The organism is bacterium, from assembly GCA_036504735.1.
Lineage (GTDB): Bacteria > Electryoneota > RPQS01 > RPQS01 > RPQS01 > DASXUQ01.
This window is the reverse complement of record DASXUQ010000005.1, coordinates 344,979-356,189: the sequence shown is the minus strand read 5'-3', so window position 1 is coordinate 356,189 and position 11,211 is coordinate 344,979. Positions and strand designations below refer to the sequence as shown.

10 protein-coding genes and 1 tRNA gene are annotated in these 11,211 nt (G+C 57.9%); 10 read left to right on the top strand and 1 reads right to left on the bottom strand.

The features are described 5' to 3' along the window. The 5 genes from VGL38_03405 (at position 1) to VGL38_03385 (ending at position 4,915) form a co-directional block, all read left to right on the top strand. Complete coding sequence (locus VGL38_03405) at positions 1 to 300, top strand: hypothetical protein (protein HEY3294463.1); 300 nt, start codon at positions 1 to 3, stop codon at positions 298 to 300. A 23-nt stretch (positions 301 to 323) separates the two neighbouring features. Next, entirely contained in the window at positions 324 to 647 is a 324-nt protein-coding gene (locus tag VGL38_03400; GenBank protein ID HEY3294462.1) for a cell division protein ZapA, read from the top strand. Between the two features lie 338 nt (positions 648 to 985). Next, positions 986 to 2,554 (top strand): ribonuclease Y, encoded by a 1,569-nt coding sequence (rny, locus tag VGL38_03395; GenBank protein HEY3294461.1) that lies wholly within the window; start codon positions 986 to 988, stop codon positions 2,552 to 2,554. After that, entirely contained in the window at positions 2,541 to 3,356 is an 816-nt protein-coding gene (locus VGL38_03390; protein ID HEY3294460.1) for a TIGR00282 family metallophosphoesterase, read from the top strand. Before rny ends, VGL38_03390 begins: the two co-directional genes overlap by 14 nt. Continuing rightward, the gene (locus VGL38_03385; GenBank protein HEY3294459.1) at positions 3,353 to 4,915 is read left to right on the top strand and encodes an amidohydrolase family protein; all 1,563 of its coding nucleotides are present in this window, start codon (positions 3,353 to 3,355) and stop codon (positions 4,913 to 4,915) included. The genes VGL38_03390 and VGL38_03385 overlap by 4 nt, the downstream gene beginning before the upstream one ends. A gap of 148 nt (positions 4,916 to 5,063) precedes the next feature. Here the strand turns inward: VGL38_03385 and VGL38_03380 are convergent, their stop codons facing one another. After that, complete coding sequence (locus VGL38_03380) at positions 5,064 to 6,047, bottom strand: NAD-dependent epimerase/dehydratase family protein (protein ID HEY3294458.1); 984 nt, start codon at positions 6,045 to 6,047, stop codon at positions 5,064 to 5,066. A gap of 238 nt (positions 6,048 to 6,285) precedes the next feature. Between VGL38_03380 and VGL38_03375 the strand changes: the two genes are divergently transcribed. The 5 genes from VGL38_03375 to ftsH all read left to right on the top strand — a co-directional run bounded on the left by VGL38_03375 (position 6,286) and on the right by ftsH (position 11,208). Next, positions 6,286 to 6,359: transfer RNA gene (locus VGL38_03375), tRNA-Met, on the top strand. A gap of 233 nt (positions 6,360 to 6,592) precedes the next feature. Further along, positions 6,593 to 7,279, top strand: a complete 687-nt coding sequence (locus VGL38_03370; GenBank protein ID HEY3294457.1) for a class I SAM-dependent methyltransferase — start codon at positions 6,593 to 6,595, stop codon at positions 7,277 to 7,279. A gap of 86 nt (positions 7,280 to 7,365) precedes the next feature. Continuing rightward, entirely contained in the window at positions 7,366 to 8,721 is a 1,356-nt protein-coding gene (gene tilS, locus VGL38_03365) for a tRNA lysidine(34) synthetase TilS (GenBank protein HEY3294456.1), read from the top strand. Between the two features lie 55 nt (positions 8,722 to 8,776). Then, positions 8,777 to 9,283: a hypoxanthine phosphoribosyltransferase gene (gene hpt, locus VGL38_03360; GenBank protein ID HEY3294455.1), complete on the top strand. Its 507-nt coding sequence runs from the start codon at positions 8,777 to 8,779 to the stop codon at positions 9,281 to 9,283. Further along, a complete protein-coding gene (gene ftsH, locus VGL38_03355; protein HEY3294454.1) occupies positions 9,280 to 11,208 on the top strand; it encodes an ATP-dependent zinc metalloprotease FtsH in 1,929 nt (642 codons plus the stop codon). Before hpt ends, ftsH begins: the two co-directional genes overlap by 4 nt. Positions 11,209 to 11,211: the final 3 nt, after the last annotated feature.

The window sequence follows — 11,211 nt, the reverse complement described above, 5'->3', positions numbered from 1 at the left end:
ATGGAAAACGGTTTATTCGACTTAATTGAGGATACGGGGCTGGTGGACTCCCAAACGTTTGAAGCCTTAGAAAACAAGATTAGCCAGATCGTGGATCGCCTGCAAACCGTTCAAGCGGAAAAGCTTGAGCTTCAAAAGCAGCTTGACGCTGTGCAGTCGCAATACGAAGACGCGGCGCGTCACGTTGAAGAGTTGACTCGTGAACGCGATGCTTTGGCGCGTAATCAGCGAAACTTCGAGCAGGAAGAGCTGATCCGCACAAAGATCTCGGCGTTGTTGACGAAATTAGAAACTGCTTAACCTCAGTATCGGAAGGTCAAGAGATGACCGCCGACGACAAGGACCTGCGACCCACTGGGGACCGGGCGAACATCGTAAAAGTGACCATCCTTGGGCAGGAATATCCTGTACGGGCCGAGGCCGACGCTGTCTACGTTCGTGAGATTGCCGCTCATCTGGATGCCCGGATGCGGAATCTGCAACAGACAGACCCGAATCGGCCTGCGTTGAAAATCGCGATTCTGACGGCACTGAATTTGATTGACGAACTGTTTGCGCTCAAGAAGGAGAAACAGGAACTTACGGACCGTTTTGAGCGTAAAGTCAAAGAGTTCACGGAACACCTGAATCGAGGGCTTCTGGAGTGACTTTTGCGGATGTAATCACTTGCCCGTTTACCCACGAGGTCAAACGCTATCGAGTACACGTTCTTTCTAACATAGTGATCTAAAAACTGTCCCTGCTTGAGCCAGGCTTTTTCAAGAACCAACAGGAAAAAGCTAAGGGAGTTCTACTCTGGCGTCTATCGCAAGCCTAAGTCCATCCTTCACGGGGTGGATTCCGCGGTGTCCTTCGGGGCGCCGACCCACGGATAGTGGAAGCGAGAACCGAACCAGGAGGGTTCCCATCATGTATGTACCAGGTTCTTGGTACATCGCCGCGCCTTGCAGGGATTGTTTTTTTTATAGGCCGCAAGGGGAAGCACATGGATAAGCATTTAATACTCTACCTGGCCATAGAACTCGGCACCGCGCTGGCCTTCTTTGCCATTGGTTGGATCGTCGGCCGGCGACTGATCAAGGCCAAGTTATCCGCGTCGCGTCAGGAAGCGGATCGCATCATTGCTGATGCGCAGAAGGAAGCTGAGACTCTCTATAAAGAGAAGATGCTGGAGCTGAAGGACGAGCAACTCAAGCTGCGCAGCACCCTCGAGAATGATGTCCGGCAGAAACAGGACGATCTGGTCCGCACGGAACGCTCGCTGCGTGACCGCGAACAGCACGTCAAGGTTCGCGCCGAAGAGTTGGACAAGAAGACCAAGGAAGCCGACCGGCTGCTGCAGTCGAATGTGGCCAAGGAAAAGGCCCTGCAGACCAAACAGTCGCGGATTGACTCGCTCGAATCCGAAGCGCAGAACGCGCTGGAGCGCGTCGCCGGTCTGACCAAGGAGCAGGCGCTCGAGGAACTCAAGGAATCCCTGGTCGAGAAGGCCCGTGAAGTCACGGCGGATATGATCAAGGAACTCCGCGACCGGGCGCGCCTGACGGCCAATAAGGAAGCTAAAGAGGTGGTGATTTCCGCGATTCAGCGGAGCGCCGCCGACCATGCCGTGGAGAGCACGGTTTCTGTCGTGCCGATTCCCAACGACGAAATCAAGGGGCGGATCATCGGCCGGGAAGGCCGGAACATCCGAGCCTTTGAACAGGCGACCGGCGTGGACATCATTGTGGACGACACCCCCGAAGCCGTGATCATCTCGGCCTTCGACCCGCTGCGCCGGGAGATCGCGCGTTTGGCGCTCGAACGGTTGATGTCCGATGGCCGGATCCATCCGGGCCGCATCGAAGAGTTGGTGAAGAAGTGCGAGAAGGAGATGATGGAGCAGCTCGTGGTGATCGGCGAAAGCGCGTCCCACGAAGCCGGAGTGGCCGGACTGCATCCCGAAATCATCAAACTGCTCGGACGGCTCAAGTACCGCACCAGCTACGGTCAGAACATTTTGCAGCATTCGATTGAAGTGGCGCACTTGACCGGTTTGATGTGCGCACAGTTGGGTCTCGATGCTAAGTTAGGCCGCCGGGCAGGCCTGCTGCATGACTTGGGCAAATCCATTGACCGCTTCACCGAGGGTACACATGTGCAAATCGGTGTGGAGTTGGCCAAGAAGTACCGCGAACCCAAGGTGGTGATCAACACCATTGCGGCGCACCACGGAGACGAAGAGTTTACGTCGCCCATCGCGGTCCTCGCGCAGGCGGCGGATGCCATCTCCGGAGCGCGTCCCGGTGCGCGGCGCGAGACACTGGAAATTTACATCCAGCGGCTGCACAAGCTCGAAGAAATCACCAGCGGCTTCCGGGGCGTGCAGCGTTCCTTCGCCATTCAGGCGGGACGTGAAGTTCGCGTGCTGGTGGAACCGGAGAAAATTACCGACGCTATGGCGGAAGTTATGGCGATGGAGATCGCGAAGAAGATCGAGACGGAACTGGAATATCCCGGACAGATTAAGGTAACGGTTCTGCGTGAATTCAGAGCGACCGGTGTCGCAAAGTAAACCGCGGGGTGCGTTGCGCATCCTGTTTGCGGGAGATGTATTTGGCAAGCCCGGAGTGGACGCGTTACGGCGTCTACTGCCCGGGTTTTTGCGTTCCGAAGAGGTGGACTTCTGCCTGGTGAACGGGGAGAATGCGGAGCAGGGGAAGGGCATTGTGCCGCAGCAGATCCGCGAAATCTTCGATGCCGGAGCCGATGTGATCACCGGCGGCAATCACAGCCTGTACAGGGAAAAGGCTCACGAGGCCTTCGACCGCGAACCGCGACTCTTGCGGCCATACAATTTTCCGCAGGGTAGCCCGGGGCGCGGCGCGGGAATTTTCGACGCGTCGGGCGGCAAACGGATTGCGGTGGTGAATCTGCATGGGCGGGCGATGCTGCCGCCAAGTGATGATCCTTTCCGGCTGGGCAAGGCGATTATTGAAGAACTGCGGGCGGAAACGCCGCTGGTGATTGTCGATTTCCACGCGGAGGCCTCGGCGGAAAAGCTGGCCTTTGCGCGCTACGTGGATGGACTGGCGACGGCGGTGCTCGGCACACATACGCATGTGCAGACAGCCGACGAACAGATCCTCGAAGGCGGCACGGCTTTTATTACGGACGTGGGACTGACCGGGCCGCATTCGGGCGTGATCGGCATGAAAACCGAACATGCTTTGAACCGGTTTCTCTATCCGATGAGTGCGCAGCGGGCAGGTGTGGCGGAAGGGGACTTGCGGGTGAATGGAGTCATCGTCGATGCGGATCCGCAGACGGGAAAGGCGCTGGCTATTCAGCGGTTTCAGCGAAAGGTGACCTTGTGAGCGGGCGGCAGTTCATCGCAAATGCGTGGACGGGCGAAGGCGCGCCACGGCGTGTGCTGATCGAGACGGAAGGAGATCGCATTACGACGGTTGTGCCCGAAGGAACGCGGCCCGTATTGGCAGGCGCGATTACGCTGCCCGATGAAGCGTTGCTGATTCCCGGTCTGCATGATGCCCATGCACATTTGGTGATCGGTGGTTTACAACTTGGGTGGTGCAGGTTTCAAGAGGTGAAGACGCTCGAGCAGTTTTCCGATGTGTTCGCACACTATGTACGGCAGCAGAACGGCACGGATTGGATTCGTGGCGTGAGTCTGGATGAGACGCGGGTCAGAATCACGCGGCTGGAAATCGACCGCATTTGCAGTGATGTGCCGGTGTTTATCTGGAGCCATGATCTGCACAGCGCGTTTGTCAACTCGGCGGCGCTAATTCACGCGCGGATTGACGGCAGCGTGAAAGACCCCGCAGGTGGACACTTCGAGCGGGACGCACAGGGAAAACTGAACGGCGTGCTGCGGGAAAGCGCGGCGCACGTGGTGGAGAGGATGATTCCACCGGTGTCGAACAGTGAAGCAAGACAGGCGCTGCTGCGTGCTCAAAAGTACGCATTTTCTTTGGGGGTGACGGCGATCAGTTCCAGTGCGCGGGTAGAGGATATTCCCCACTACTTAAGTTTTGCTGACAGCGCCGATTGCCGGATCCGGATCAATCTTTGGCGTGTGAGCGAGCATTTCAATTTCGAGGAAGACCGCTTTGAGCGGCAGTCACGCACGGGATTCCGCTACGGGACGCTGAAGGGTTTTGCCGACGGCGCGCTGGGGTCGCGTTCGGCGGCGTTCTGGGAGCCCTACAGCGATACGGGGGGGACGGGTGTAGCGTTAGTGCGGGAAGGGCCGCTGGGGAGATGGATTAAGGCGGCGCACCGCGAAGGGTATCAGATTGCGATTCACGCGATTGGAGACCGGGCCAACAGCATCTGTCTCGACGCGATTGAGATGGCAACGGCCAGCGGTCGCGGGCCGGAATACAGGCCACGTATCGAACACTGCCAGCACCTACGGGAACGGGACATTCCGCGCTTTGCGGAATTGGGAGTGATTGCTTCGATGCAGCCGATTCACTGCACGGCGGATATGCGGTTTGTCGAACCGCGATTGGGAGCCGAACGCACAGCTCGATCCTATGTTTGGAAGAGCCTTCTGAAGCACGGCGCACGGTTGGCGTTTGGCACGGATTGGCCGGTGGAAGATTTGAATGCGGTGGCGGGGCTTCATGCGGCGGTGACACGGCAGAATGAGAACGATGAGCCGCCGGGTGGCTGGTTGGCGCAGGAGAGACTATCCGTGGCGGAAGCGCTCCATGCCTACACGGCGGGCGGCGCGTATGCGGCATTTTGGGAGAAGGATCTGGGCAGTATCAGCACAGGAAAGTTGGCGGATTTTACGGTGCTCTCGAAGAACATCTTCGACTGCGAGCCGCGCGAGATCAAAGATGCCAGAGTACTGATGACAGTGGTGGGGGGAGAGGTAGTTTACGAATCGCTCGCTGTGAAGTGAACGGAACCCACTTCTTGTTCCCCTTTTTTCAAAGTGGGAAGGTCCGATAGAAAACGCCCGCAGGAATGCGGGCGCTTTGATGTCGCGACGGGGTAATTCAAACAGAGCGGGCGGGTCTTAGACCCGCCCCTACACCGCGATATTGCCATCAGCCTTCGGTTTGCTGCTTCATCCATGCGACGAAATCTTTGAGGCCGTCGCGGAAATTCACATCGTGTTTGAAGCCGAGTTCCTGTTCAGCCAGACTTGAATCGGCGAAGGTTTGGACGACGTCACCCGGTTGGAAGGGCAAAGATTTTGTCTCGACGGGATGGCCGATGCAGTCGCCGATCAGTGATATGAGTTCGCGCAGCTCGATGGGGTGCGACGAGCCAAGATTGAAGATGCCGTAGCGGGGCTCGGGGGATTGTCCCCAGCGGATCGCACCCAGAATGCCTGTGAGGATGTCGCGGACATGCGTGTAGTCGCGGCGAGTGGTGCCATCGCCGAAAACCGGAATGGACTCACCGGCAAGGGCGAGCCTTACGAACTTGCGAATGGCCAGGTCGGGACGCTGGCGCGGGCCGTACACGGTGAAGAAGCGCAGGCAGGCCGTGCTTATGCCATAGACCTGATGATAGGAATGGCAGAGCACCTCGCCGGCCTTCTTGGTGGCACCGTAGGGAGAGACCGCAAAGTCGGTGTTATCGCTCTCGCGGAAGGGCACGGTGTTGCGGTTGCCATACACCGAAGAGGACGAGGCGAAGACGAAGTTTTTCACACCAGTGAGGTGCGCCGCCTCGAGTAGTACCGTAGTACCGCGCACATTGACATCGGCGTAGAGGGCCGGATCATCCAAGGAAGGCCGCACACCAGCCCGGGCAGCGAGGTGAACCACCGCCTGCGGACGGAATTCTCCGAAGAGCCGTCCGACAAGGTCGGCATCGCGCAGATCGCCCTCCACCAGCGAAAAACCGGGGAGACTGCGGCAGAACGCGAGGTTCTGCTCCTTAGACGCACGGGGATAAAAGGGGTCAAAGTTGTCCAAGACGGCAACCTTGGCCCCCTGGGTCAGGAGTGCCTCACAAAGGTGCGAGCCAATGAACCCCGCGCCGCCAGTGACGAGTACGCGTAAAGTATTGAAATCGTTCATATAGTGTAAGTTTTTCGATGAGCGACGGAGATGAGAGGCTCTGTCGAGCATTACTCACCCATGCAAATGTAGCGCCGCTTCGGCGAAGAGTCAAGAGGAGATATGCACGGTGCGGAGGATCCGGGGGATTTGTGACGGGAGGGAGGCTAGGCCGTGCGAAATGCTCTTGACAGAAGATCGGTTTTGTCGTATATTAGGCGGCTTATCTGGATGGCCGCGGAGGCACGGGTCAGCATTTGGCGGAGTAGCTCAGTTGGTCAGAGCACGGGAATCATAATCCTGGTGTCGGGGGTTCAAATCCCTCCTCCGCTACAATCTTGTCTTCTAATGTGCCCACTGGCGGAATTTCGGCAGTGGGAATTTAGTTATGTGGACACCTCATGACTGCTGTGGCGTTACGCTGTGTGGAATGTGGCGCGAATTCGCTCCTGCCTGCCCCGGATGGCACGTATCGCTGCAAGGTCTGCAATCATAGCTTTGCGAGGCATTCATACCGGTCTATTCCTATTCTGATCTCCAGCCGCAGTAGACTGGCGGCGGAGACCATGAGCGCTCCGAAGGGACGCACACTGGAGCGACGGCATCGCAGACTGAGAAATCACTGGCGAACCGGAGTCTTGGCCGAACTTCTGGTGTCGACGCCCGGCAAGACCGTGCTGAATTACGGTTGCGGAGAGGGCGGCGACCGTGCATGGATGGAAGGCCGCGGGCTGGAGGTGACCGCCTTCGATGTCTACCCCTCAGACCATTCGGATTATGTTTGTGACGGTCACGAACTGCCCTTCGCCGATAGCCAGTTCGATATCGTCACGGCGATCTCGGTCTTCCAGTATCTGGCCGATCCTCTGAAGGGAATTTCGGAGATTGCCCGGGTACTGCGTCCGGGAGGCGCGCTGGTGGGAACGGTTGCCTTTCTCGAAGCTCAGGATAAGCAGACGTACTTCCACATGACGCACCTCGGAGTTCGTGAACTGCTCAGCAGAGCGGGTTTTGAGGCTATTGAGGTTTATCCCGGCTGGTCCTTCCGCGAATCGCTGAATGAGTCCTTTTGGGTGTGGAACCAGATCTCCGCGTTGAGCGCAATCCATCGCGCGTGGGGACGTCTCAGTTTTCGTCTTGGTTTGGCTTTGTGGCGGGCGGGGTACCGGATGAAAGGAAAATCAGCGCCCGAGGATCTGGAGATGCGGTTTGCAGGCTCGCTGCAGTTCAAGGCCGTTAAGAAGATGGCTTGAGGCACAGCATGTCAGCTTTCAAGACATAGTGGTCATGCCTTGCAGATCTGGCAAGGCTTTTTCTTTTTGCACAGGTTGAACGTCTCATGTTCGATGGCTTGTCTCACATCTCGAGCTTTCTGAATGCGCGTACTTTGCCTGATGACCGCTTCCTCGTGGCCGTGTCAGGCGGAGCGGACTCACAGGGCTTGCTCGCGTTGCTTGCGGATGGGGCGCGGATTCCTGCGGCGAGGCTGGTGGCCGGGCATGTGAATCACGGCATTCGGACAGACGCGGACAAAGACCTGTTGGCTATTGCTCAGATCACGGAGCCGCGGCGGATTCCTGTCATAGCAAAGTCTGTGGATGTGCCGCTGGAGGCAAAGAATCAGCATCTGTCCCTGGAAGCGGCCGCGCGCCGCTTGCGCTATGCGACGCTGCAGGAGATGGCAAGCGAGATGCACTGCCGCTGGATTCTGACGGCGCACACGATGGATGATTCGGCAGAGACGGTGCTGATGAGGATGCGCAGCGGTGCACCTTGGTATGAATGGACCGGAATTCCGGCACGGCGGGGCAACATTTTGCGACCATTGCTGACCGTGCTCCGACGTGAGGTTCGCGCCTGGGTTGCGGGGGCAGGGCTGCCGTTTCACGAAGACTCTACCAATCTGGATCTCCGCTTTCAGAGAAACCGTTTACGCTCTGAACTTAGGGAGCACCCGGAGTATTGGAATCGTCACCAAATCGAACGATTTTCGATGGCTGGACGAGATCTGGAACGTGTGCTAAACGTATGGCGAAGATTAGTTTATGAGCTTCCCATAGTGCATAAGCCGGGCTTGAAGGCAGGTGCCGTTGGCCTTGCAATTGACGAGATTTTCCGTTATTTTAATAACTTGACTTTTTTGCCTGCGGAAGTCATGTGGGGCCATCTGACGGGTCAACAGGACGCACGGTTGCCGTCCAAATTGAGACGGCAGATCACATCTTTCTTGTGTGGCCGGGGTCCCGAGGCCGCCCTGCCGCTTCCCTTTGGAATTCAACTGGTGCGGAGGGGACGGACCGCATGGCTGGTGAAGGATTTGCCGGCTGATCAGGTTCGAATGCCTGTGTCTGTCGGACTATGGCAGATCCCCGGCCGCAAGGCAACACTTGAAATCGGCAGCACGCCCCCCAACGGAGCTGCAATTGGTCTGCGTTCTGATGTTTTGGGACGCAATTTGGTGGTACGGAACTGGCAGCCGGGAGACCGGATTACTCCCCGGCGAAGGCCGGAGAAGAAGATTGCGGATCTGCTGGCTGAAAAGAAAATGGATCCATTCGAACGGTCGCGCGTGCTGGTACTGGCAGATGAGGCTGGGCCACTGATGATGCTGAGTGGCACGATTGTGGATGAGCGGATTGCGGCGGATGGAACGCAGGGTGAGATTGTCTGGGTTACTTGGAGCGAGGGCGAATAAATTGGCGCAGGTAATGTCGTCTGAGATCATTGGCATAGGGCCGCACCGTTTCAAAATGTTGATCAGTCGCGAAACCATTCAGGAGCATCTGTTACAGGTTGCCGACCGTCTTCGTGAAGACTACCGGGACAAACGGCCTGTGCTGGTGGGCGTGCTCAACGGCTGCTTCATCTACATGGCGGATCTGATCCGCGCATTGAACATCCCGTGCGAAGTGGATTTTATCAAATTGTCCAGTTACCGTGACGGCATGAGTTCCGGAGATCTGTCCCTGACCAAGGATGTGGACATGGATCTGACGGGCCGGCACGTGATACTGGTGGAGGATATTGTAGACACCGGCAAGTCGCTGGGGTTTCTACGGCAGCATATGCAGGATAAGAATCCTGCCAGCGTCGTCATGACGGCCATGTTCATGAAACACTGCTTTACGGCAGTGGGCTCGCCCGTCGAATACGTAGGGATGGAAATTCCCGACGAGTTCGTGATCGGATACGGGCTGGACTACGCGCAGCAATGGCGGCAATTGCCCGATCTCTATGCATTAGTCGAGGATAAATGAGTTCTTCAGAACAGAACCCGGACGGCAAGCGCGATCCAAAGCGCAAGAAACCACCTGAAGACCGAATCGAATGGCGTCGTGCTACGCACACACTCTACATTCTGCTGCTGGTTGTGCTTGCTTTGATTGTGGTATCGCAACTCTTCCAGCACCGCGCCGCGGACGTGGAGATTCCCTACTACCGTTTTGAGCAGCAGGTTGCCGCCGGGGAGGTTCGGGAAGGCACGATTGTCGGCCAGGTATTGCACGGCTTCTACAAGAACGGCAAGCAGTTTCACACGACGCTGCCGCAGGACGTAGACGACCTGATGGTGCAGCGTTTGCTGAAAAGCGGCGTGGCGCTGGATTCGAAAATCAAGCGGCCCGATCTCGGGACCTATCTGATCGGGGCTCTGCCGTGGCTGGTGATGATTGCCTTCTTTGTCTTCATGCTCGGGCGGATGCAGGGCGGGATGGGGCCCAAAGGCCTGTTCAGCTTCGGCAAGAGTAAGGCGAAGCTGATGACCGACTCCAAGTCGAAAACGACCTTTGCCAACGTGGCGGGAGCGGAAGAGGCCAAAGAAGAACTGGGCGAGATTATCAGTTTCCTCAAGAACCCGCGCAAGTTTGTCAAACTGGGCGGACGCATACCGCGCGGTTGCCTGCTGCTGGGGCCTCCGGGAACGGGCAAAACGCTGCTGGCCAAGGCGGTCGCGGGTGAGGCGGGCGTGCCGTTTTACTCGATCAGCGGCGCGGAGTTTGTGGAGATGTTCGTCGGCGTAGGCGCCAGCCGTGTCCGCGACCTGTTCGAGACCGGCAAGAAGAACGCGCCCTGTATTATCTTCGTCGACGAAATCGACGCCGTGGGACGGCACCGTGGAGCGGGCCTTGGCGGCGGGCATGACGAACGCGAGCAGACGCTGAATCAGCTTCTGATTGAGATGGACGGCTTCGAAGACAACGACGGCGTCATTTTGATTGCCGCCACGAACCGCCCTGATATTCTGGATCCGGCGCTGCTCAGGCCGGGGCGTTTTGACCGCCAGATCGTGGTGGACCGTCCCGACGTGCGAGGCCGGTTGGGTATTCTGAAGGTTCACGCCAAGAACAAGCCACTGGCCGATGACGTCGATTTGGAGACCATTGCCAAGAGCACTCCCGGCATGGCGGGTGCGGAGTTGTCGAATTTGATGAACGAGGCGGCGCTTCTGGCCGCACGGCACGACGCGGAATCGATCACGATGGAAGACCTCGAATCCGCAAAGGACAAGGTCCTGATGGGCGTGGAGCGGAAGTCGGCTGTCATTTCCGATTACGAGAAAAAGACGACGGCGTATCACGAGGCGGGACACGTGCTGGTGGCCAAATTTGTGCCGGGTCAGGATCCGGTGCATAAGGTGACTATCATTCCGCGCGGGCGAGCCATGGGCGTGACGCATTTTGTGCCGCTGGACGACAAGCACAGCTACTCGCGAACCTATCTGGAAGGCCGGTTGGCGATTCTGATGGGCGGACGCGTGGCGGAGAAACTCGTGTTCGACGAGTTCACCAGCGGGGCTTCCGACGACCTGAAACGCGCCACGGATATTGCCAAGACGATGGTCACGCAGTGGGGCATGTCGGATGCCCTCGGGCCTTTGACGTATGGCCGCAAAGAGGAAGAAGTGTTCCTTGGACGCGACTACAATCACGTGCAGGATTACAGCGACCAGACGGCCACGGCGATTGACGAAGCCGTGCGAACTATCGTGGAGACGGCGGAACGCCGGGCGGCGGAGATTCTCTCCCGCGAATCCGACCGTTTGCATAAACTGGCAACGACGCTGGTTGAGAATGAATCTTTGGACGCGGCGGAAATCGAAGCGACGCTGGGGATTCCGTCCTCGGCGGATGTTACGATGGCCCGCGAGCAGCGCGGCGACGGCGCGTCACCAACCTCAGCATAAGGC

What these genes read in the sequence shown, in the direction of transcription:
- VGL38_03405 (HEY3294463.1), top strand. Translation starts at nt 1, where the DNA reads ATGGAAAACGGTTTATTCGACTTAATTGAGGATACGGGGCTGGTGGAC.
- VGL38_03400 (HEY3294462.1), top strand. Translation starts at nt 324, where the DNA reads ATGACCGCCGACGACAAGGACCTGCGACCCACTGGGGACCGGGCGAAC.
- rny (HEY3294461.1), top strand. Translation starts at nt 986, where the DNA reads ATGGATAAGCATTTAATACTCTACCTGGCCATAGAACTCGGCACCGCG.
- VGL38_03380 (HEY3294458.1), bottom strand. Translation starts at nt 6,047, where the DNA reads ATGAACGATTTCAATACTTTACGCGTACTCGTCACTGGCGGCGCGGGG.
- VGL38_03370 (HEY3294457.1), top strand. Translation starts at nt 6,593, where the DNA reads ATGAGCGCTCCGAAGGGACGCACACTGGAGCGACGGCATCGCAGACTG.
- tilS (HEY3294456.1), top strand. Translation starts at nt 7,366, where the DNA reads ATGTTCGATGGCTTGTCTCACATCTCGAGCTTTCTGAATGCGCGTACT.
- hpt (HEY3294455.1), top strand. Translation starts at nt 8,777, where the DNA reads ATGTTGATCAGTCGCGAAACCATTCAGGAGCATCTGTTACAGGTTGCC.
- ftsH (HEY3294454.1), top strand. Translation starts at nt 9,280, where the DNA reads ATGAGTTCTTCAGAACAGAACCCGGACGGCAAGCGCGATCCAAAGCGC.